Below are 22,348 nucleotides of genomic sequence, written 5' to 3' on the forward strand. Positions count from 1 at the left end.
GCGCCGCCCCTCATTGTCCTGCCGAACATTTCTCCCGTATAGCGACGGGGAGAAAGGCGCTGTGCCTGCGCTTTCGCCAATCACCAACGTTGCAAGAAAAAGCGCCAAGACGCGGTTAGCTTCCTTCTCCCCGTCACTCTACGGGGAGAAGGTGCCGGCGGGCGGATGAGGGGCAGCGCTTGCGTTTGGGAGGGGGGCGCACAGGCCTTTAACGAACGAAAATGGCCCTCAAATCGTTCACATTCGTGCCCGTAGGTCCCGGCACGAACAAATCCCCCACCGCATCGAAGGCCGTCCAGGCATTGTTGCCGGCGAGCATCGCCTTGGCGTCGACACCCGCCGCCCGCATGCGCGAAACTGTCGAGCCGTCGGCGAAGGCGCCGGCATTGTTTTCGGAGCCATCTATGCCGTCGGTATCGGCGGCAAGGGCGTGAGTACCCACTAAGCCGTTGATGCCGATGGCGAAGGCGAGCAGGAATTCCGAATTGCGACCGCCCTTGCCTTTCGCGCGCAGCGTCACGGTGGTCTCGCCGCCGGACAGAATGAGCACCGGCTTCGAGAACGGCCGATTACGCGTCGCCACTTCGCGGGCGATGGCCGCATGGACGCCGCCGACTTCGCGCGCTTCGCCTTCGATGGCATCGGACAGGATGACGGCTTCGACGCCTTGCCGCCTGGCTTCCGCAGCCGCTGCTTCCAGCGACACGCCGGCCGAGGCGATCAGATGCACCTCGTTGCGCGCAAAGCGCTGATCGTCGGGATCTGGTGCGTCGGCCGCCGGCGACTGGATATGCGCTATGACCGCGTCCGGCAGTTTCATGCCATAGGCCGATATCGATGCCAGCGCATCTTTCCGGCTGCCAGCGTCCGGAACGGTCGGGCCGGACGCCACCAGGGCTGGATTGTCGCCGGGGATGTCGGAGACCACCAGCGACACCACCTTGGCCGGCCATGCGGCAGCGGCCAGCCGGCCGCCCTTGATGGTGGAGAGGTGCTTGCGGATGGTGTTCATCGCCGCGATCGGCGCGCCGGAGGCGAGCAGCGCCTCGTTGACGGCGATCTCGTCGGCCAACGTCAGGCCGGCGGCGGGAGACGGCAGCAACGCCGAACCACCGCCGGAAATCAGCGCCACGACCAGGTCGTCCGCCGTCAGTCCTTGCACCTTCTCCAGCAGTCGTCGCGAGGCTTCGAGCCCGGCGGCGTCCGGCACCGGATGCGCCGCTTCGATGATCTCGATACGTTCGCATTTGGCGCCATAGCCATAGCGGGTGACGACCAGCCCTTCTATCGGACCATCCCAGACCTTCTCGAACGCCGCCGCCATCTGCGCCGAGCCTTTGCCGGCGCCGATGACGATGGTGCGGCCCTTGGGCTTCGTCGGCAGATGGTCGCGGATAGTGCGCTCCGGGTCGGCGGCAGCAACGGCGGCGTCAAAGATCGAGGTGAGAAAGGTCCTGGGCTCGAGCACGGTCATTTGGCTTCCGCAGCCAGCGCCAGCCCGCGCTTGTCGACACCAAGATGATCGCACAGTGCATCGACCACGACGCCGTGATCTTCTCGTTCCGGCAGCCCCGACACCGCAATCACGCCAATGACGCCGGCGCCATTGACCGTCACCGGGAAACCACCGCCGGCGAGCACGTATTCCGATATGTCCAGGCCTTCGCCGATCTTGAAGGTCCGGTCGGGACGTTGCTGCTCCAGAACCAGACGGTAGGTGCTTCTGAGGTAGCGCTTCACGACATTGATCTTGCGTCGCGCCCAGTCGGGATTGGAAGCGTTGGAGCCCGGCATGGCGGCATAGAAGAGCGGCCGATCCCACAGCCTGATATCGACGATGACAGGCATGTTTTCAGCAAGTGCGCGATCGCGGATGGCGGAGCCGATCTTGAAGGCGACGGATTCGTCGAAGGCCGTGAAGACAAGGATTTCTTCCTGTCTCTTGATCAGAGCGATGTCGTCAGCAACGGCCATGTCGTTCCCCTGTCAACTTCGCCGCACGCTTTGACCGATGGCTGCCGCTGGGTCAAGCAGACAACACACCGCAGTCCTAAATTGGGATGTCGCTCTTGGCCGCCCGCCCCGAGACGTAGACCTCTCGCACGGCGCGGTCGTCGCCCAGCGTCTGCAGCAGGAACAATTCCTGCGCCAGCGTCTCGACCGTTTCCATCCTGAGCCGCATCGCCGGTGTCGCCCTGGCATCCAGCACGACGATGTCGGCATCGGTGGCTGCGTCCAATGTGCCGACCTTGTCCGCGACCGACAGGGCCTCGGCATTGCCGCGCGTGATCTGCCAGAAGGACTGGAACGGGTTGAGCTTCTCGCCGTTCAGCGCGATCACCTTGTAGCCCTCGTCCATGGTGCGAAGCATGGAATAGTTGGTGCCGCCGCCGACATCGGTGGCGGCAGCGATCCGCAGCGATTTGTCCCGACGCCGAAAGCGCTGATAGTCGAACAGGCCGGAGCCGAGAAACAGGTTCGAGGTCGGGCAGAACACAGCCACCGAACCGCTGTCCGACAGCGCGTCCGCCTCGCGTTCGCTGAGATGGATGCAGTGACCGAACAGGCTCTTTTTGCCGAGCAGCCCGTAATGCTCGTAGACGTCGGTGTAGTCGCGCGACCAGGGATAGAGTTCCTGGGTAAAGGCGATCTCGGCGTGGTTTTCCGACAGATGCGTCTGCATGTGCAGGTCGGGATGTTCACGGCACAGTGCGCCGGTCATCTCCATCTGCTCCGGCGAGGAGGTGATGGCGAAGCGCGGCGTGATGGCGTAGTGCTGGCGACCCTTGCCATGCCACTCCTTGATCAGAGCCGTGGTGTCGTCATAGGCGGATTGCGGCGTGTCGAGCACGCCTTCGGGCGCATTGCGGTCCATCATCACCTTGCCGGCGATGTTGAGCATGTCGCGTGCATGCGACTCGGCGAAGAAGGCTTCCGCCGAGGCCTTGTGCACCGAACAATAGGCGGCGACCGTCGTCGTGCCATGGCGCACCATCTCGTCGAGGAACAGCCTTGCGATGCGGCGGCCATGCTGCGCGTTGGCGAATTTCGTCTCTTCGGGAAAAGTGTAGGTGTTCAGCCAGTCGAGCAGTTCGGCACCATAGGAAGCGATGACCTGCATCTGCGGGAAATGTACGTGGGCATCGATGAACCCAGGCAACAGCAGATGCGGCCTGTGGTCGATCCTTTTAGCCCCCTCGCCGGCCTGTTTCTCGACTTCGCTATAAGCGCCTGATGCAACGATCCTGCCGTCGGTCATCAGCAGGCCGCCGTCCTCCTCGTAGCGCCAGGCGGAATGGTCGTCGATGGTTTGCGGCCAGCGCACGAAGGAAAGCGTGCGGCCGCGCAGAAGTGTCGAATTCATGCTTATTTCCCCGCGCCTTCGAACCAGGCGACCAGCAGCGCCCGTTCCTTGTCGGTGATCTGGCTGACATTGGCCGGCGGCATGGCGTGGCTGCGCCCGGCCTGCAGATAAATCTCGCGGGCATGGTCGGCAATGTTGGCGTCGGTGTCGAGCAAGACGCCCTTGGGCGCGTGGTAGATGCCCTCGTAGACCGGCTCCGATGTGTGGCACATCGAGCAGCGGCCCATCACGGTGTCGCGCACGGCCGGGAAATGCGCCGAGGCGATATAGACTTCCGCCGAGGCGGACGCCTTGGGCTCGCCGGTCAGCACTTTCGGCACGGTCGACAGCCAGATGATGATGATGAACAGGACAAGGGCGCCGAGCCAAGTCCAGTGCGGGTTGCCGGCACGTTTGTGCACGGTGTTGAAATAGTGGCGGATGAGGACGCCGATGATGAACACCAGCGAGGCGATGACCCAGTTGAATTGCGTGCCGAACGCCAGGGGATAGTGGTTCGACAGCATCAGGAACAGCACCGGCAGCGTCAAATAGTTGTTGTGGAGCGAGCGCTGCTTGGCGATCTTGCCGTATTTCGGGTCGGGCTTGCGGCCGGCGATGAGGTCGGCGACGACGATCTTCTGGTTGGGAATGATGACCATGAAGACATTGGCCGACATGATCGTGGCGGTGATGGCGCCCAGGTGCAGGAAGGCGGCGCGACCGGTGAACAGATGCGTCAGCCCCCAGGCGATGAAGACGAGCACGCCGTAGAGCACCAGCATCAGGCCGGTGTCGCTTTTGCCCAGCGGCGAGCGGCACAAGAGATCATAGACCACCCAGCCGACGCCGATCGTGGCCATCGACAACAGGATGCCGACCGGTACCGACATCGGCAGGACGTTGGGATCGATCAGGAACAGATCCGCGCCGGCATAATAGACAACGCACAGCATGGCGAAGCCGGACAGCCAGGTGGCGTAGGACTCCCATTTGAACCAGGTCAGATGCTCGGGCATCTCGGCCGGCGCCACCAGATATTTCTGGATGTGGTAGAAGCCGCCGCCATGCACCTGCCATTCCTCACCGAAGGCGCCGACCGGCATGCCAGGTCGTTGGCGCAGGCCAAGATCGAGCGCGACGAAATAGAAGGACGAGCCTATCCAGGCGATGCCGGTGACGACGTGCAGCCAGCGCACGGCAAAGCTCAGCCAGTCCCAGAAAATCGCGAAATCCATCATTGAAGTCGTCCCTGCCGATGACGCGACTTTAAGGTGTGGCGCGTAAACGGAAAGAGGCGAGGTGTGCGATGACTTTCAAAAAAAATTGGAAAATACTAGGCTGATCGCCGCAAACCGGCGAAGGTGCTCCGCATGGCCTATCTCGACAACATCGCCGTCTTCGTCCGCGTCGTCGAGCTGGGCAATCTGTCGGCGGCCGGCCGCGACATGCGCATTTCGCCGGCGGTCGCCTCCAACCGCATCAAGGAACTGGAAAAGCATCTCGGCGTGCGGCTGTTCAACCGCACAACGCGACAATTGATGCCGACGGAGCACGGCACGGTGTTTTACGCCGGCGCCAAGCAGGTCCTGGAGGCGATCACCGAGGCGGAGGCGGCCGTCTCGGCGCTGTCCGGCCAGCCGCGCGGCACCATCCGTGTCACCGCACCGCTCGGCCTCGGGCGCAGGCTGGTGGCCTCGGGCATTCCCGATTTTCACGACAAATACCCCGATATCGAGGTGCGGCTGAGGCTCTCGGACCACAATGTCGACATCATGAAGGAAGGCATCGACGTCGCCTTCCGGTTGGGGATCATCGAGGATTCCAGCCTGCGGATGCGCGGCATCATGGAATGCGAGCGCGTGCTGGTGGCCGCGCCCAAATATCTGGAGGCGCGCGGTGAGCCGATGGAGCCGCAGGAGCTGATCGGCAGGAAGCATGACTGCCTGATGCTGCGCTATTCCGGCGCGCGCGAATATGTCTGGACCTTGCAGACACCTGCCGGCCCGCAAAAATTCGAGGTGCACGGTCCCTACGACACCGACGACGGCGACGTGCTGACCGGCTGGGCGCTATCGGGGCGCGGCATCATCAACAAGCCGCGCTTCGAGGTCGAGCCGTTCATCCGCGACCAGCGGCTGAAGGTGATCCTGAGCAACACCCCGCCGACCCCGGTGCAGTTCGCCGCCGTCTACCCGCACAAGAAGCTGCAGGACCCCAAGGTGCGGCTATTGCTCGACTTCATGGCCGAGCGCTGCCAAAGGCTGATCAAGGATATTCTGGCGGGCAAATAGGCGGAACAGCGAACTGGCCGGCAAGTGAAGGCGTCGTGGCCCATGTGATCCGGTTGCCTTGCGCGAAAGCCAGCATAGGTTGGAGGCGGAATGGCTGCGCGACGTCGCCGGCAGCCAAATGGACCGCAAAATGCATCTCGCCGTTTCGCTCGATATTGCTTCTGCCCCAGGGCAGGCCGGCCTGACATTCGGTGAGATAGCCGCCTTCGTGCGGAAAACGGAGACGGCCAGGATCGACATGGTCGTCATCTCGGATTCCTCTCCGGATGGCGAGCGGTCGACCAGTCCGTTCGAGGCGACCACTCTCGTCGCCGCGCTGGCGACCGTGACCGAAAAGGTCGGCCTCGTCGCCAACGCCTCGACGATCGCCCACCAGCCCTACAATCTGGCGCGCCGTTTTGCTTCGCTCGATATCATCAGCCATGGCCGCGCCGGCTGGAGCGCGACGATGACACAGGCGCCACACGAGGCGGCGAATTTCAGCTGTCCCGACGGGTTTTCCGACGACGATTTTCGCCGCCGCGCGCAGGAATATATCGGCATCGTTCAAGGGCTCTGGCGAGGCTGGGACGCGGACGCGCTGCTCTTCGACAAAAGCGGCGGCCGCTTCCATGATCCGGAAAAGATGCACCTGCTCGACCACAAGGGCGAGTTCTTCTCGGTGCGCGGACCGCTGAACGTCGCGCGCTCGCCGCAGGACACGCCGGTGCTGGCGCTGTCGGGCCTGTCTGAGGCCGACTTCGACATCGCCGCCCGCACCGCCGACGTCATCCTATTCGACGAACGACCGGCAGAAGAAAGCAGGGCGCGCCATGACGATTTCAAGCGCAGGGTTTCAGCCTGCGGACGCAAGCCGGATGCCGTGAAGGTGCTGACCGACCTATCCCTCACCACCGACCGTATCAACGGGCTGGCTGACAGGCTGGAAGAGGCATTCCACTCGAAAAACTGCGACGGGTTCAACATCCTGATGCCCGCGCAGCCTTCGGTGTTCGACGATTTCGCCGATCGGGTTCTGCCCGACTTGCGGCGGCGTGGCCTGTTTCGAGAAGACTATCGCGGCACCACGTTGCGCTCGCACCTTGGGCTGACCGGCGGAGGTGACCGATGAGCGCGCAGATGAAGCTCGGCGCCTTCCTGTGGGCGACGGGCCATCACATCGCCGCCTGGCGCCATCCCAAGGCGCATGCCAGGGCCGGCATCGACATCGACCATTACATTCAATTGGCGCGCACGGCTGAAGCGGCGAAGTTCGATATGATCTTCTGCGAGGATGCCGCCGGCCTGCGCGAGGCCAATGTCGACATCGCCAGCCAGACGTCGCGCTCGATCGGCTTCGAGCCGATCAGCCTGCTTTCGGCGCTGGCTGTCCACACCAACCACATCGGTCTCGTGTCCACGGCATCGACCAGCTACAACGAGCCTTACGGACTGGCGCGGACCTTCCTGTCGCTCGATCACCTGAGCGGCGGCCGCGCAGGCTGGAATCTTGTCACCTCGGCCAGCCAGATCGAAGCCGCCAATTTCGGCGCAACCGGCCTCAAGCCCCATGCCGACCGCTATGAGCGGGCGCGTGAATTCGCCGAGGTGGTCACAGGGCTGTGGCAGGGAAAGGCTTCCGGCCATGACGGCCAGAGTTTTTCGGTGCGCGATCCACTCGACTTGCCGCGCTCGCCGCAAGGCGCGCCTGTCATGGTCCAGGCCGGCGCGTCGGATGTCGGCCGCGACCTTGCCGCCCGCACCGCCGACGTGGTGTTCACGGCGGCACAGACCTTCGAGGAAGCGACGGCCTTTTACGACGACCTCAAAGGGCGCATGGCGGCGTATGGGCGTGAACCCGATGAGATCAAGATCATGCCCGGTGTCTCGCCCGTGGTGGCGGAGACCGAGGCCGAGGCCCGCGAGAAATTCGAGGAATTGCAGGAGCTGATCCCCGATGAGGTCGGCGTGGCCCTGCTGTCCAGCTATCTCAGCATCTCGGATCTTTGGCGCCATCCGATCGACGGGCCGCTGCCCGAACTGCCCGAGAGCGAGGGAATGAAAAGCCGGCAGGCCCTGGTCGTCGAGCAATCGCGCCGCGACGGGCTTTCCATCCGCCAGATTGCGCGGCATTTCGCCGGCGCGCGCGGCCATTGGCGCATCGTGGGAACCGCGGCCCAGGTGGCGGACGAATTGCAGGCGCGGTTCGAAGGCGGTGCCGCCGATGGCTTCAACGTCATGCCGTCTTATTTTCCCGGCGAACTCGATGCCTTTGCCACGCTTGTGGTACCGGAGCTGCAGCGGCGCGGCCTGTTCCGCAAGGCGTATGAGGGGACGACGCTGCGCGACCATCTCGGCCTCAGGCGACCGAGCTAGCCGGCAGTCACCCTGTCCTGCGGAGCGTGACGCTCTGCATTCCAGGCCGCATTGTGGACGACCAGTGCCGTCATGATTTCGGCGGCGGCGAGCGCGGCAATAACCGGCGGGCGCTTGTCCTTGACGGTGTCGCCGCCGATCGGCGAGACGAGGCGTGCGAATTCGGCCTCCGTGCCGTCGGCCGACTTCAGGAACCAGTTCCTGAAGGTCGCCTTCTTGGTCTTCGAGCCTATCATGCCGACATAGGCCGCGTCGTCGCGTTTCAGCGCTTCGGCGACGATCAGGAAATCGAGCGCGTGGTCATGCGTGAGGATGGCGAAGGCGGTGCCGGCAGGAGCATTGCGCAGCTCGGCCTCCGGCATTGGCGTCAACCGGGTCTCGACCGTCTCCGGCATGCCCTCGAGTGCCTCGGCGCGGGTCTCGATGACGACGCCGTGGACGGGCAGAAGCGCGATCGCCGAAGCCAGCGCCTGACCGACATGGCCGCCGCCGAAAATATAGACATGCGGCAGGTGCGTTTCCTCGGCTTCCGCCGCCGCGACCAGTTCGGCAGCCAGCGCGGCATCGACCAGGCGGATCAGCACCTCGACCCGCCCGCCGCAGCACTGGCCGATTTCGGGACCGAGCGGCACGTCGAGCGTGGCGCAGACCTCTTCGACCTCGAAGCGGGCACCCCTTCCTTTCGAGGACGAGGGAAGCATCTGCCGGGCCTTGTCGATGGCCATGTATTCGAGCTGGCCGCCGCCGATCGTGCCATGGATCGCCGAAGCCGAGACGAGCATGAAGGCGCCCTTCTCGCGCGGCGTCGAGCCTTTTGTCCCGGCCACCTCGACCAAGGCAAGCCGGCCGGCGCTGCCGAGAAAGGCTTTCAGGCTTTGCACTTTCGAGTTCATCATTCGCGTTCCCGAACAGGGAATATAGGTTTTTTCGGCTCGAATTGCATCTTTGGCTGCTTCAGGCGCCGGCCTTGACCTCTTTCTTCAACCGCTCGATCGCCATCAGCACGCGTTCGGGTGTCGCCGGCGCGTCGAGGCGCGGGCAGATCTTGTGGTCGGCGACGCTCGCCACCGCGTCCGACAGCGCGTGTAAAATCGACATGCCGTGCGGCAGCGGCGGCTCGCCAACCGCCTTGGAACGATGGATGGTCGGCTCATAGGCTTGCGACCAGTCGGTCAGCTTGACGTTGAATATTTTCGGGCGGTCCGACGCCAGCGGTATCTTGTAGGTCGACGGCGCATGGGTGCGTAGCCGGCCCTTGTCGTCCCACCACAGTTCCTCCGTCGTCAGCCAGCCCATGCCCTGGATGAAACCGCCCTCGACCTGGCCGAGATCGATGGCCCGGTTCAGTGAACGGCCGCAATCGTGCAGGATATCGGCGCGCTCCACGACATATTCGCCGGTCAGCGTATCGACCGAAACTTCGGCGCAGGCCGCGCCATAGGCGTAGTAGTAAAAGGCGTGGCCCTGGCCCTTGCCGCGGTCCCAGTGGATCTTCGGCGTCTTGTAGAAGCCAGCGGCCGAGAGCTGCACGCGCGCGATATAGGCCTGCTTGACCAGATCGTTGAAGCTGACCTCCTGGTTGCCGACGCGCACCCGATTGGGCAGGAACACCACCTGGTCGACAGGCACCTGGTATTTCTCGGCGGCGAAATCGGTCAGCCGCTGGCGGATCTGGCGCGCCGCGTTCTGCGCCGCCATGCCATTGAGGTCGGCGCCGGAGGAAGCCGCCGTCGGCGCGGTGTTGGGCACCTTGGCGGTGGTGGTGGCGGTGATCTTCACGCGGTCGAGGTCGATCTGGAATTCCTCGGCCACCACCTGCGCCACCTTGAGATGCAGGCCCTGCCCCATTTCGGTGCCGCCATGGTTCATGTGCACCGAACCGTCGGCATAAACATGCACCAGCGCGCCGGCCTGGTTGGACTCGGTCTTGGTGAAGGAGATGCCGAACTTGACCGGCGTCAGTGCCAGGCCGCGCTTGACGAAACGGCTGTTGGCGTTGAAAGCCCTGATTTCGCGCCGGCGGCGCGCATAATCGGCACTCTCTTCCAGTTCCGCCACGATGCGCTGGATGATGTTGTCTTCGACCTTCTGGTGATAGGGCGTGACGTTACGGCTGCCGATCACCTCCATCGGGTCGTAGAAATTCAGCTTGCGGATTTCGAGCGAATCCTTGCCGACGGCAAACGCGATCTCATCGATGACACGTTCTGCACCGACCATGCCTTGCGGACCGCCGAAGCCACGGAAGGCGGTGTTGGACACGGTGTTGGTGTAGAGCGGCGCCGACTTGGCGTGCACGTTCGGGTAGAAATAGGCGTTGTCGCAGTGGAACAGCGCACGATCGCCGACCGGGCCGGACAGGTCGGCGGAAAAGCCGGCATTGAGGGCGAAAACATAGTCCACGCCGAGGATACGGCCCTCATCGTCGAAGCCGACCTCGTAGTCGATGGCGAAATCGTGCCGCTTGCCGGTGGCGGTCATGTCCTCGTCGCGGTCGAGCCGGACCTTGACCGCGCGGTGGAGTTTCTTGGCCGCGATGGCGGCGATCGCCGCGCACTGGTTGGCCTGGGTTTCCTTGCCGCCAAAGCCGCCACCCATGCGGCGGACCTCCACCGTCACGGCATGGCTCGGCACGCCGAGCGCATGGGCGACCAGATGCTGCGTCTCACTCGGCCCCTGTGTCGAGCAATAAACGGTCACTTCGTCATCCTCGCCGGGGATGGCGAGCGACACCTGGCCTTCGAGATAGAAATGGTCCTGGCCGCCGAGCTTCATCCGCCCCTTCACCCGGCGCGGTGCCGCGGCTATCGCGGCGGCGGCATCGCCGCGCCGCAAGGTCAGCGGCGTGGTGACCTGCTTGTCTTTCGCCGGGTCGAGATTCCAGATGCCTATCAACGCCGGAAGCTCGTCATATTCGATCCTGGCCAGGCGCGCGGCGCGGCGGGCGGCCTCGCGCGTTTCGCCAATCACCGCGAAGATCGGCTGGCCGAAGAACTGCACCTTGCCTTCCGCCAGCACAGGATCGTCATGCATGTTGCTTGGCGAGACATCGTTCTCACCCGGCACGTCGGCGTAAGTCAGCACATCGACGACACCGGGGGCCGTGCGCACCGCCGAGAGATCGACGCTTTTCAGGATGCCATGCGCCACCTTGGACAGGCCAAGGCCGACATGCAGCGTGCCCGCCGGTTCCGGCATGTCGTCGATATAGACGGCGCTGCCGCTGACATGTTTGTGCGCGGAATCATGCCGCTGGTCGGTGGCGACACCGCCGACGATCTTCTCGGCCTTGAGGTTCGGCGTGGCGTGCTTGTTCATCATGCCGCCTCGTCGCGCGACACCTGGAACGGCGCTTTCGTTCCGGTGGTTTCGACATAGAAACGCAGCAACAGGTTCTTCGCCGCCAGGGCCCGGTATTCGGCGGTCGCGCGCATGTCGGTGAGCGGCGCGAAGTCCCTGGCGTATTCGGCCATCGCTGCCTCCACCGTCGCTTCACTCCAAATCTTGCCTATCAAAGCCTGTTCAACCGCCGACGCCCGCTTCGGCGTTGCCGCCATGCCGCCATAGGCGATGCGGATATCGGCGACCGTGCCGTCCTTGGCCAAGGTCAGATGGAAGGCGCCCAGGGTCGCGGTGATATCCTCGTCGCGGCGCTTGGTGACCTTGTAGACGGCGAATTTCACGTCCTTTGCCGGCACGGGCACATGCACGGCCTCGACGAACTCGCCCGGCTGGCGGTCCTGCTTGCCATAGGCGATGAAGAAATCCTGCAGCGGGATCGTGCGCCGCTTCTTGCCCTTGCGTAGCGTCAGCCGTGCGCCGAGCGCGATCAAGGGCGGCGGCGTGTCGCCGATCGGCGAGCCGTTGGCGACGTTGCCGCCGATCGTGCCCATGTTGCGCACCTGTTCGCCGCCGATGCGGTCGAACAACGGCCCCAGTGCCGGGATGCGTTTCGACAGTATCGAAAAGGCTGCGGTGTAGGTGACGCCGGCGCCGATCGATATGACGCCATTTTCTTCCGTGATGGCGCAAAGCCCCGGCAGATTGCCGATGAAGATCGCCGGCGAGATATCGCGCATATGCTTGGTCACCCACAGGCCAACGTCTGTCGAACCAGCGACGACGGTGGCGGTGGGTTCATCCTCGAAGACAGAAGCGAAATCGTCGGCATCGGCCGGCACGACCAGCCGCGTCTTGCCGGCGCCGATCTCGACCCTGGCGCCGTCGCGCAGCGCCTGCAGCCGTGTCGTGATGTCCCGGCGCTCCACCGCCAGCGGGTCATTTGTCGCCTTCCCGTAGCTCGATATGGCGTGCGCGGCGCGCATGATTGCCTCGTAGCCGGTGCAGCGGCAGAGATTGCCTTGCAGGGCTTTTTCGATGGCGGCGTTCGAGGGGTCTGGCGACTTCATCCACAGGCCGTAGAGCGACATGACGAAGCCCGGCGTGCAGAAGCCGCATTGCGAGCCATGGAAATCGACCATGGCCTCTTGAACGGGATGCAGCTTGCCTGGCTCGCCGCGCAGATGCTCGACGGTGACGACATGGGTGCCGTCGAGCGAGCCGAGGAAGCGGATGCAGGCATTGACGCTTTCATAGACCAGCCCGTCAGCCGAAAGCTTGCCGATGAGCACCGTGCAGGCGCCGCAATCGCCTTCGGCGCAGCCTTCCTTGGTGCCACGCAGCGAACGGTCGAGCCGCAACCAGTCGAGCAAGGTCGCGTGGGGCGCCGCCGACGACAGCACGATGTCCCTGCCATTGAGGATGAAGCGGATTTCGTTGCGGATCTTGACCTTGGCCATGCTTCAGCTCCCCCTGTAGGTGGAATAGCCATAGGGCGAGATCAGCAATGGTACATGATAGTGCACCGCCTCCGCCATGCCGAAGCGGATCGGCACGCTGTCCAGGAAGGCAGGCTCCGGCAGCTTCGTTCCGTGGCCGCGCAGATAGTCGCCAGCCGCGAACACCAGTTCGTATTCGCCGGTGCGGAAGTCGGCGCCTGCCAGCAGCGGCGCGTCGCAGCGGCCGTCTGCATTGGTGACGACCGTCTTCAGAAGCGTCCGGGCGGAATCCTCCAGATGGTAGAGCGCGATCGACAATCCTGCCGCCGGCCTACCGGTCGCGGTGTCGAGGACATGGGTCGTCAGACGCCCGCCATCGGCTTTCGACGTTTCTGCCATTGGCCGCCTCCCATTTTCCAATACGAACAAATTGGCCGGTACATTCGAGCACTGCTGATGAATTGTGCGCCAATTAAAGGCGATGCATAAGTCCTGGTCGAGCGGAGTGCGACAAAAACACTTTCAAAAATTTTGAGGGGAATGCGAGAAGCACCCTTTCGATATCCTGATCATACTTCCGGTGATGCCGGGCGCGGAGGGACGATGCGTTACACCAGGGACTTGCGTGGCTACGGGGCCAATCCGCCGGATCCGAAATGGCCTGGCGGCGCGCATGTCGCCGTGCAGTTCGTCGTCAACTACGAAGAGGGCGGCGAGAACTGCGTGCTGCACGGCGACAAGGCTTCGGAAGCCTTCCTGTCGGAAATCGTCGGCGCGGCGCCCTGGGTCGGCCAGCGCCACTGGAACATGGAATCCATCTACGAATATGGCGCGCGGGCCGGCTTCTGGCGGCTGCTGCGCCTGTTCGGCGAGGCGCAAGTGCCTGTCACCTGCTACGGCGTCGCCACCGCGCTGGCGCGTTCGCCCGACCAGGTCGCGGCGATGCAGCAAGCCGGCTGGGAAATCGCCTCGCACGGGTTGAGATGGATCGACTACCGCGATCACGACGCCGAGGACGAGCGCCGCGACCTCGAAGCGGCGATCAAGCTGCATTACGAGGTGACGGGCGAGCGTCCGACCGGCTGGTATACGGGCCGCACCTCGGTCAATACGGTGCGGCTGGTCGCCGAGGAAGGCGGCTTCGACTACGTCTCGGACACCTATGACGACGAACTGCCCTACTGGTTCGAGCATGAGGCCGGCACGCAGCTCATCATCCCCTATACGCTCGATGCCAACGACATGCGCTTCGCCACGCCGCAAGGCTTCAATTCGGGCGACCAGTTCTTCGCCTATCTCAAGGATAGTTTCGACACGCTCTATGCCGAGGGCAAGGCCGGTCGGCCGCGCATGATGAATATCGGCCTGCACTGCCGCCTGGTCGGGCGCCCGGGCCGGGTGGCGGCGCTGAAGCGCTTCGTCGATTATGTCAAATCGCATGACAAGGTCTGGCTGGCGCGGCGCATCGACATCGCCAGGCACTGGCAAGAGAACCATCCCTACAAGCCGGCGGCCCTGCGCCCGTCGAAGATGGAATTCGAGACGTTCGTCCACACTTTCGGCGGCGTGTTCGAACATTCGCCCTGGATCGCCGAACGGGCCCACGAGCTGGAGCTCGGCCCGGCGCATGACAGCGCCGGCGGCCTACACAACGCGCTCTGCCGGATTTTTCGCTCGGCAAACGAGACCGAACGGCTCGGCGTGCTTAACGCCCATCCGGATCTTGCCGGAAAGCTTGCCAAGGCCAAGCGGCTGACGGCGGAATCGACCAGGGAACAGGCTTCCGCCGGCCTCGACGCGTTGACCGACAAGGAACGCGAACTGTTCTCCAAGCTCAACGCCGCCTACGTCACCACCTTCGGCTTCCCGTTCATCATCGCGGTGAAAGGCAAGACGAAAGAGGAAATCCTCGCCGAGTTCGAAGCCCGCATCGGCAACAGCCGCGGCGTCGAATTCGAAACCGCCTGCAAACAGGTCGAACGCATCGCGCTGCTTCGGCTGAAAGACATGCTCCCGCAATAGGTTCAGGGCCCCATGGATATGATCAAGACGCCAGAGCGCACTTACTATGCACCGCATGGCGGCCATCCCGGCCAGAACGAGCTTTTGACCGGGCGCGCCGTCTTCACCGAGGCCTATGCGGTCATTCCGAAAGGGGTGATGCAGGACATCGTCACCAGCCCGCTGCCATTCTGGGACGAGACGAGGGCCTGGATCATCGCACGACCGCTCTCGGGCTTTGCCGAGACGTTTTCTCAGTACATCGTCGAGGTTCTGCCGGGCGGCGGCAGCGAGCGGCCGGAACCTGACTCCGGCGCCGAAGGCGTGCTGTTCGTGGTCGAGGGGGAACTCACCGTATCGCTCGCCGGGAAGAAGCATGTGCTTGCCGCCGGTGGTTTTGCCTTCCTGCCGCCGGCAAGCGGCTGGACGGTGCGCAACGAGAGCAGCGCTGCCGTACGCTTCCACTGGATCCGCAAGGTTTATGAGGTAGTCGACGGCCTGGACGCGCCAGAAGCCTTCTTCTCAAGCGACCAGCAGGTGGCGCCGACGCCGATGGCCGGTACGGAGGGCCGTTGGGCGACGACCCGCTTCGTCGATCCGGCCGACATGCGCCACGACATGCATGTCACCATCGTCACGCTGGAGCCCGGCGCGGTCATTCCCTTCGCCGAGACGCATGTCATGGAACACGGGCTCTACGTTCTCGAAGGCAAGGCGGTCTATCGCCTCAACCAGGACTGGGTCGAGGTCGAGGCCGGCGACTTCATGTGGCTGCGCGCCTTCTGCCCGCAGGCCTGCTATGCCGGCGGCCCCGGCAAATTCCGCTATCTGCTCTACAAGGACGTCAACCGGCACGCCAAGCTCGGCGGTTATCTCGGAGGCCGCGCACGGTGAACCGCATCGTCGCACAGCCGCTGACCCGTGAGGCCTTCGCCGATTTCGGCGACGTCATCGACATGGGCGGCGACAATCACTACCCGATCAATGGCGGCAGGGCCGAGCGCTACCACGATCTGGCCTCGGCCGAGGCCGCCGGGCCCAGCGCCCGCGTGCTGATCTCGATGGTGCGCGGCACGCCCTATGAGATGCCGCTGAAGCTGACCATGGTCGAGCGCCATCCCCTCGGCAGCCAAGCCTTCATCCCGCTGTCGCCGCGTCCGTTTCTGGTCGTCGTCTGCCATGACGGCAAGGAGGGACCGGACGAGCCGCATGCCTTCATCACCGCGCCCGGGCAAGGCATCAATTACCGCCGCAATCTGTGGCACGGCGTGCTGACGCCGATCGGCGAGGAGCAGGACTTCGTGATCGTCGATCGCGGCGGCGATGGCTCCAACCTCGAAGAGTTTCACTTCTCGCACCCTTACGAAATCCACCTTCCCTGAAAGCCTGTGATTTCATCATGACCGACATTTCGTTGATCGACCGCCTGCTCGACGTCATCGAGCACGACATCGTGCCGAAGACGTCGGAGGGTGTCGCCCATGGCAATAAGCTGTTCGGTGCCGCGATCCTGCGCAAGGACGACCGTTCGCTGGTGCTGGCCGAGACCAACAACGAGATCGAAAATCCGCTCTGGCATGGCGAGGTGCATTGCCTGAAGCGCTTTTACGAGATGCCCAGGGCCGAACGCGTCGACACGAAAGACGCCATCTTCATTGCCACGCACGAGCCTTGTTCGCTCTGCCTGTCGGCGATCACCTGGACGGGCTTCGACAATTTCTACTATTTGTTCAGCCACGAGGACTCGCGCGACAGTTTTGCCATCCCGCATGATCTCAAAATTCTGAAAGAGGTCTTCACGCTCGACCCCGGCGGCTACAATGCCGAGAACGCCTATTGGAAGAGTTTTTCGATCCGCCGGCTGGTGCGAGGGCTGTCCGAGGCCGAGCGCGCGCGGCTGGAGGCGCGCATCGGCAGGATTTCAGCGCGCTATGACGAGTTGTCCCGTGTTTATCAGAGCAGCAAGGCCGACAACGACATTCCACTGAGCTGAGGCGTAGGGCCAGTCTAGAGCGGTTCAGCGTTTGGTAGAACCGCTGACCCGCTCTAACTCTTTGTTTTTACGCAATTCCCAAGGGGAAGCGCTACGCGCTTCTCCCGGGAAAACCGCTACGCACTTTTCCTGGAATTGCTCTAGCCCAGCTTCGCGTTTTTCAGCACCTCGTTTATCTTCGCTTGCCAGCCTTTGCCAGTTGCCTTGAACTTGTGGATGACATCCTGATCAAGACGGATGGAAACCACTTGCTTGGGCTTGTCCATGGCAGGTCGACCGCGTGCGCGCTTTATGCTCTCGAAGAGCTCTGGGAAGGCTTCGGAAAACGGCTTGGCTTGCGCCAACTCTTCGTCGGTCGCCTCGACGTCGTCAGGATCGGCGGCGATTTGCCTTTGAAGTTCCGCTTCCTCCGCGTCGGTAAGCGGTGGAATGTGCGGTTTAAGATTGCTCATATACAGCTCTTTCCTTTCGGCTGGCACGACGCATCGAGATCACCGAAATTGCCTCGGACCAAGCGGCCTGAAAATGACGGCGAGAATAGTTCCCCTGAATTCGCCGATCGCCTTAAGTCTGCCGATCTTCGTCGGGAGAATCACGGAGGCCGCAAAGAACTCGATATCGAGTTCGGCAAAGTCGAGACCTCTGTTTTCGAGGTTCGTCGCACGCTTCGGCTCATCCCAGATGATTTTCAGGCGAGCCTCGATAATTTAGCCTTGGCAGAATAAACGTAATACACAAATTGACGATGGAACACAAGGCCCTGGCCGAATGAGCCACCCACCCACCGGCGCGTCGTCCCAGCGACATGAGCTGTCGTCCGTTTGGCTTGATGATGTATGCACTTCATGCGTCATTGGCGCATCGGAGAATGCCACATGAAAACCATCACCGAATTTCCCCGCACGGTCGTCGAATTTCCCGACATGGGCATCGTCATGCCCGATGGCTGCCGGCTGTCGGCGCGGGTGTGGATGCCGGACGATGCCAATGATGATCCGGTGCCTGTCATCCTCGAGCACCTGCCCTACCGCAAGCGCGACGGCACCATCTTTCGCGATCAGCTTACCCATCCCTATTTCGCCGGCCACGGCTACGCCTCGGTCCGTGTCGACATGCGCGGCAATGGCGATTCCGAAGGGCTGATGGACGACGAATATTCCGAGCAGGAACTGCAGGACGCCTGCGATGTCATTGCCTGGGCGGCGGCGCAGCCCTGGTGCAGCGGCAATGTCGGCATGATGGGTATTTCCTGGGGCGGCTTCAACTGCCTGCAGGTGGCGGCCAAACAGCCGCCGGCGCTCAAGGCGGTGATCAGCCTGTGTTCGACCGTCGACCGCTATGCCGACGACATCCACTACAAGGGCGGCTGCCTTTTGAACGAGAATTTCGGCTGGGCCTCGACCATGTTGTCCTATTCGTCGCGGCCGCCGGATCCGGCGATTGCCGGCGACAACAGGTGGCGCGATCTGTGGATGAACCGGCTGGAGAACCAGCCTTTTCTCTTGCCGCTGTGGCTCAGCCACCCGCATCGCGACGCCTATTGGAAGCGCGGTTCGATCCGCGAGGATTTTTCGGCTGTCAAGGCGGCGGTGCTGTCCATCGGCGGCTGGCATGACGGCTACCGCAACACGATCTCGCACCTCGTCACCAACATCGAGGCGCCGGTGAAGGGCATCGTCGGCCCGTGGATCCACAAATACCCGCATTATGCCGGCCCGCAGCCGGCCATCGGCTTCCTGCAGGAGGCGTTGCGCTGGTGGGACCACTGGCTGAAGGGCGCCGAGACCGGCGTCGAGGCCGATCCCGACTACCGCGCCTATGTGATGGACAGCGTGCGCCCCGCCCGTTGGCACCCGGAGCGGCCCGGCCGCTGGGTGGCCGAGCAGGAGTGGCCGTCGTCCAACATAGCGATTGAAGCGGTAGACCTCATTTCCGCCGATGCGGGACCTTTCACCGTCGCTTCGCCGCAGACCTGCGGGCTGGCGGGCGGCGAATATTTTCCCTTCACCTTCGGCCCGGAATTGCCTGGTGACCAGCGCCTTGACGATGGACTGTCGGCGTGTTTCGACCAGCCTGAACTCACCAAGCCGATCGAGATCGTCGGCGCGCCGGAGCTGGAGGTCCAGCTTGCCTCCGATCGGCCCCAGGCCAACATCGCGGTCCGGCTTTGCGACGTGCATCCCGACGGCGCCTCGGAACTCATATCCTATGGCGTGCTCAATCTGACGCATCGCAACTCGCATGAATTTCCCGAGGCGCTGGTCCCCGGGGAGACAGTTTCGGCGCGTGTCGTGCTCGATCAATGCGCCTACCGCGTTCCGGCCGGACACCGTCTGCGCATCGCCGTTTCGACCGCCTACTGGCCCGCCATCTGGCCCTCGCCGGAGCCGGTAAGACTGGCCTTGTCGTCGGCCACGCTATCAGTGCCGTTGCGGCCGCTGGCAACGGGCGACGAAGCCGTTTTCGGCGAACCGGAAGGTGCCACGCCCTGGGCGACCGAGACCATTCGGCCCGCCAATTCCGAACGCCATGTCGACCGCGACGAAAAGACCGGGATTGTCACGCTGTCGATCACGGACGACTTCGGCGAGGTGCGCGATCTCGAGCACGGGCTTGTCAATGGCAGCATCGTGCGCGAGACGTGGACGATCCATCCCGATAATCCATTGTCGGCCTCCGGCAAGACGCACTGGACACAGACCCTGTCGCGAAATGAATGGTCGGTGCGTACCGAGACATGGGCGCAGATGCGATCGGATGCGCAAAACTTCATCGTCAGCGCCAGAATCGAGGCCTACGAAGGCGAAAGCCTCGTCTTCGAGCGCAATTTCGACGAAAAGGTTCCGCGCGCGCTGGTTTGAGCGCTGAAATCGTTGGTCCAAATGCGACGTGCGATTTACGCCACGGCATGTCGCATTCGGTCTTGCTTACCGGTTTCCCTTGCGGTCATTATTCCCTTCAACAACAAGCAAGAAAATCGACCGCAGAGTCGAACCAACAGAGTGAGGAACTCAAATGTCAAACGAACTGGAATTTCTTAGCCGGCGTGTTGCGTCCGGCAAACTGAGCCGTCGCGATTTCCTTGGCCGGGCGGCAGCGCTCGGCATCACCGCACCCTTCGCCAACGCGCTGCTTTCAAGCGCGGCGCGCGCGGCCGGTCCGGTCAAGGGCGGCACGCTGAAAGCCGGCCTCGTCGGCGGCGAATCCACCAACAGCCTCGATCCGGCGCTGATGATGACGCAGGTGCCGTTCGCCTTCGGCAAGTGCTGGGGCGAAATGATCGTCGAGCTGTCTCCCGAGGGCAAGCTCGAGAACCGCATAGCGGAAGACATCGGCTCGTCCAAGGACGCCAAGACCTGGACGCTGAAGATCCGCGACGGCGTCGAATTCCACAACGGCAAGACGGTGACCGCCGAGGACGTGGCCGCCACGCTGGAGCGCCATTCGGACGAGAAGTCGAAATCCGGCGCGCTCGGTTACATGAAGGGCATCGAGACCATCAAGGCCAGCGGCAAGGAAGTGGTGTTGACGCTGAAGGAGGCCAATGCCGACCTTCCCTACCTGCTCAGCGATTATCACCTGATCGTCCAGCCGAACGGCGGCAAGGACAAACCCGATGCGGGCATCTCGGCCGGCCCCTACGTCGTCAAGACCAACGAGCCCGGCGTGCGCCATGGCGCAGAACGCTTCGCCAATTACTGGCAGGGCGACAAGATGGGTCACGCCGACCAGATCGAGGTCATCGTCATCAACGACGCGACGGCGCGCACGGCGGCCCTGCAGGGCGGCCAGGTCAACATGATCAACCGCGTCGAGCCGAAGATCGTCGACCTGATCAAACGCGTGCCGGGCGTCACCATCCGCAACCATGCCGGCCCGGGCCACTATGTGTTCATCATGCATTGCAACACGGCGCCGTTCGACAACAACGACCTCAGGATGGCGCTGAAGCTCGCGATCGACCGTGAGGAGATGCTGAACAAGGTGCTGCGCGGCTATGGCTCGCTCGGCAACGACTTCCCGATCAATGCGTCCTATCCGCTGTTCTCCGAGATCGAGCAGCGCAAGTACGATCCCGACAAGGCCAAGTTCCACTACAAGAAATCAGGCCATGACGGCACCGTTCTGCTTCGCACCTCGGACGTCGCCTTCCCGGGCGCCGTCGATGCGTCCCAGCTCTTCCAGCAGAGCGCGGCCAAGGCCGGCATCAAGATCGAGCTCAAGCGCGAGCCCGGCGACGGCTACTGGAACGAGGTCTGGAACAAGCAGCCCTTCTGCGCCTCCTATTGGGGTGGCCGCTCGACGCAGGACCAGATGTATTCGACCGCCTATCTGTCGACGGCCGACTGGAACGACACGCGTTTCAAGCGCCCGGACTTCGACAAGATGGTGCTGGCGGCGCGTGCCGAGTTGGACGAGGCCAAGCGCAAGCAGATGTACCACGACATGGCTGTCCTGGTGCGCGACGAAGGCGGCCTGATCCTGCCGATGTTCAACCAGTTCATCGACGCGACCGGCGCCAAGGTGGACGGCTGGGTGGACGATCCGCATCAGGAACTGATGAACGGCTACGCCCTCGCGAAGTGCTGGCTGCAGGCCTGAGTGCGGCTTTGCAGAGATGTCGTCACCCATTCTGAAACTAATCGCCCAGCGCATTGCGCTGGGCATCCTCCTTTTGTTGGCCATCTCGGTCCTGATCTTCGCCGGCACGCAGATTCTGCCCGGCGACGTCGCGCAAGCCATTCTGGGACAATCGGCGACACCGGAGTCGCTGGCCAATCTGCGCGAGCAGCTTGGGCTGAACGATCCGGCCTATGTCAGGTATTTCCACTGGCTCGGCGGCGTCTTGACCGGGGACCTCGGGACCGCGATGTCGAGCGGGCAGGATATCGCCACCTCGATCAAGGGCCGGCTGTGGAACACGCTGTTCCTCGCCTTCTGGGCGGCGATCGTGGCCGTGCCGCTGGCGATCATCCTCGGCCTGATCGCCGTGCGCTACCGCAATGGCTGGGTCGACAAGCTGATCTCCGGGCTGGCGCTCGCCTCGACCTCCTTCCCGGAATTCTTCATCGGCTATCTCCTGGTCTATTTTTTCGCGGTGAAATGGCAGATTTTCCCCGCCATCTCGACCGTCTATGACGGCATGCCTTTCGGCGAGCGCATGCAGGCCATCGCGCTGCCGGCGACGGCGCTGACGCTGGTCGTGCTCGCCCACATGATGCGCATGACGCGCGCGGCGATCCTCAACGTCATGCAGTCGGCCTATGTCGAGACGGCGGAACTCAAGGGGCTTTCGGCCTTCTCGGTCATCCGCAAGCATGCTTTTCCGAACGCGATCGCGCCGATCATAAACGTCGTCATGCTGAACCTTGCCTATCTCATCGTCGGCGTCGTCGTGGTCGAGGTCATCTTCGTCTATCCCGGCATGGGACAATATCTGGTCGACCACGTCACCAAGCGCGACGTGCCGGTGGTGCAGGCGGTCGGCCTGATCTTCGCCGCCGTCTACATCAGCCTCAACATCATCGCGGACATAGCGGCGATCGTCGCCAATCCGCGTCTCAGACACCCAAAGTGAGGGGGC

19 protein-coding genes and 1 pseudogene are annotated in these 22,348 nt (G+C 63.3%); 10 read left to right on the forward strand and 10 right to left on the reverse strand.

Translation table 11 applies throughout. The annotated features are described in order from the left end of the window. Window positions 1-208: 208 nt before the first annotated feature. The 4 genes from FJ948_RS06975 to FJ948_RS06990 all read right to left on the reverse strand — a co-directional run bounded on the left by FJ948_RS06975 (window position 209) and on the right by FJ948_RS06990 (window position 4,584). Window positions 209-1,474 carry a glycerate kinase gene (locus FJ948_RS06975; RefSeq protein WP_140702839.1) on the reverse strand — a complete coding sequence of 422 codons (1,266 nt, stop codon included), beginning with the start codon at window positions 1,472-1,474 and terminating at the stop codon, window positions 209-211. After that, window positions 1,471-1,974 carry a heme-degrading domain-containing protein gene (locus tag FJ948_RS06980; protein ID WP_140702841.1) on the reverse strand — a complete coding sequence of 168 codons (504 nt, stop codon included), beginning with the start codon at window positions 1,972-1,974 and terminating at the stop codon, window positions 1,471-1,473. The genes FJ948_RS06975 and FJ948_RS06980 overlap by 4 nt, the downstream gene beginning before the upstream one ends. A gap of 76 nt (window positions 1,975-2,050) precedes the next feature. After that, window positions 2,051-3,364, reverse strand: coding sequence for a guanine deaminase (gene guaD / locus FJ948_RS06985; protein WP_140702843.1), 1,314 nt, complete (start codon window positions 3,362-3,364; stop codon window positions 2,051-2,053). A 2-nt stretch (window positions 3,365-3,366) separates the two neighbouring features. Continuing rightward, on the reverse strand, window positions 3,367-4,584 hold the full coding sequence (locus FJ948_RS06990; RefSeq protein ID WP_140702845.1) for a urate hydroxylase PuuD: 1,218 nt from the start codon (window positions 4,582-4,584) through the stop codon (window positions 3,367-3,369). Window positions 4,585-4,716: 132 nt separating this feature from the next. Between FJ948_RS06990 and FJ948_RS06995 the strand changes: the two genes are divergently transcribed. From FJ948_RS06995 to FJ948_RS07005, 3 genes are all read left to right on the forward strand, one after another. Continuing rightward, a complete protein-coding gene (locus tag FJ948_RS06995) occupies window positions 4,717-5,637 on the forward strand; it encodes a LysR family transcriptional regulator (protein WP_140702847.1) in 921 nt (306 codons plus the stop codon). Between the two features lie 130 nt (window positions 5,638-5,767). After that, window positions 5,768-6,748, forward strand: a complete 981-nt coding sequence (locus FJ948_RS07000; protein ID WP_246677467.1) for an LLM class flavin-dependent oxidoreductase — start codon at window positions 5,768-5,770, stop codon at window positions 6,746-6,748. Next, on the forward strand, window positions 6,745-7,992 hold the full coding sequence (locus tag FJ948_RS07005; RefSeq protein ID WP_140702851.1) for an LLM class flavin-dependent oxidoreductase: 1,248 nt from the start codon (window positions 6,745-6,747) through the stop codon (window positions 7,990-7,992). Before FJ948_RS07000 ends, FJ948_RS07005 begins: the two co-directional genes overlap by 4 nt. On the opposite strand, the gene xdhC is transcribed toward FJ948_RS07005, so the two are convergent. The 4 genes from xdhC to uraH form a co-directional block, all read right to left on the reverse strand. Further along, window positions 7,989-8,885 carry a xanthine dehydrogenase accessory protein XdhC gene (gene xdhC / locus FJ948_RS07010; protein ID WP_140703895.1) on the reverse strand — a complete coding sequence of 299 codons (897 nt, stop codon included), beginning with the start codon at window positions 8,883-8,885 and terminating at the stop codon, window positions 7,989-7,991. The genes FJ948_RS07005 and xdhC overlap by 4 nt on opposite strands. Window positions 8,886-8,946: 61 nt before the next feature. Continuing rightward, a complete protein-coding gene (gene xdhB, locus FJ948_RS07015) occupies window positions 8,947-11,310 on the reverse strand; it encodes a xanthine dehydrogenase molybdopterin binding subunit (RefSeq protein ID WP_140703897.1) in 2,364 nt (787 codons plus the stop codon). Further along, window positions 11,310-12,791: a xanthine dehydrogenase small subunit gene (xdhA, locus tag FJ948_RS07020; RefSeq protein ID WP_140702853.1), complete on the reverse strand. Its 1,482-nt coding sequence runs from the start codon at window positions 12,789-12,791 to the stop codon at window positions 11,310-11,312. Before xdhA ends, xdhB begins: the two co-directional genes overlap by 1 nt. Before the next feature lie 3 nt (window positions 12,792-12,794). Continuing rightward, the gene (uraH, locus tag FJ948_RS07025) at window positions 12,795-13,169 is read right to left on the reverse strand and encodes a hydroxyisourate hydrolase (protein WP_140702854.1); all 375 of its coding nucleotides are present in this window, start codon (window positions 13,167-13,169) and stop codon (window positions 12,795-12,797) included. A 204-nt stretch (window positions 13,170-13,373) separates the two neighbouring features. Between uraH and puuE the strand changes: the two genes are divergently transcribed. The 4 genes from puuE to FJ948_RS07045 are packed head-to-tail and all read left to right on the forward strand — an operon-like array spanning window position 13,374 to window position 16,764. Continuing rightward, a complete protein-coding gene (puuE, locus tag FJ948_RS07030) occupies window positions 13,374-14,792 on the forward strand; it encodes an allantoinase PuuE (RefSeq protein ID WP_140702855.1) in 1,419 nt (472 codons plus the stop codon). A gap of 12 nt (window positions 14,793-14,804) precedes the next feature. Then, window positions 14,805-15,665, forward strand: coding sequence for a bifunctional allantoicase/(S)-ureidoglycine aminohydrolase (locus FJ948_RS07035; RefSeq protein WP_140702856.1), 861 nt, complete (start codon window positions 14,805-14,807; stop codon window positions 15,663-15,665). Next, window positions 15,662-16,153 (forward strand): ureidoglycolate lyase, encoded by a 492-nt coding sequence (locus FJ948_RS07040; protein WP_140702857.1) that lies wholly within the window; start codon window positions 15,662-15,664, stop codon window positions 16,151-16,153. The genes FJ948_RS07035 and FJ948_RS07040 overlap by 4 nt, the downstream gene beginning before the upstream one ends. Before the next feature lie 17 nt (window positions 16,154-16,170). Continuing rightward, window positions 16,171-16,764, forward strand: coding sequence for a nucleoside deaminase (locus tag FJ948_RS07045; protein ID WP_140702858.1), 594 nt, complete (start codon window positions 16,171-16,173; stop codon window positions 16,762-16,764). A gap of 140 nt (window positions 16,765-16,904) precedes the next feature. Here FJ948_RS07045 and FJ948_RS07055 read toward each other — a convergent pair whose 3' ends face one another. Both FJ948_RS07055 and FJ948_RS07060 read right to left on the reverse strand, forming a co-directional pair. Further along, window positions 16,905-17,216 (reverse strand): BrnA antitoxin family protein, encoded by a 312-nt coding sequence (locus tag FJ948_RS07055; RefSeq protein WP_140702860.1) that lies wholly within the window; start codon window positions 17,214-17,216, stop codon window positions 16,905-16,907. After that, a pseudogene (locus FJ948_RS07060) lies at window positions 17,203-17,456 on the reverse strand (BrnT family toxin). The gene FJ948_RS07055 and the pseudogene FJ948_RS07060 overlap by 14 nt, the downstream one beginning before the upstream one ends. 183 nt (window positions 17,457-17,639) lie before the next feature. Between FJ948_RS07060 and FJ948_RS07065 the strand changes: the two are divergent. The 3 genes from FJ948_RS07065 (at window position 17,640) to FJ948_RS07075 (ending at window position 22,342) form a co-directional block, all read left to right on the forward strand. Further along, complete coding sequence (locus FJ948_RS07065; protein ID WP_140702862.1) at window positions 17,640-19,625, forward strand: CocE/NonD family hydrolase; 1,986 nt, start codon at window positions 17,640-17,642, stop codon at window positions 19,623-19,625. A gap of 154 nt (window positions 19,626-19,779) precedes the next feature. Next, window positions 19,780-21,366 carry an ABC transporter substrate-binding protein gene (locus FJ948_RS07070; RefSeq protein WP_140702864.1) on the forward strand — a complete coding sequence of 529 codons (1,587 nt, stop codon included), beginning with the start codon at window positions 19,780-19,782 and terminating at the stop codon, window positions 21,364-21,366. A 16-nt stretch (window positions 21,367-21,382) separates the two neighbouring features. Continuing rightward, the gene (locus FJ948_RS07075) at window positions 21,383-22,342 is read left to right on the forward strand and encodes an ABC transporter permease (protein WP_140702866.1); all 960 of its coding nucleotides are present in this window, start codon (window positions 21,383-21,385) and stop codon (window positions 22,340-22,342) included. Window positions 22,343-22,348: the final 6 nt, after the last annotated feature.

Source organism: Mesorhizobium sp. B2-3-12, from assembly GCF_006442205.1.
GTDB lineage: Bacteria > Pseudomonadota > Alphaproteobacteria > Rhizobiales > Rhizobiaceae > Mesorhizobium.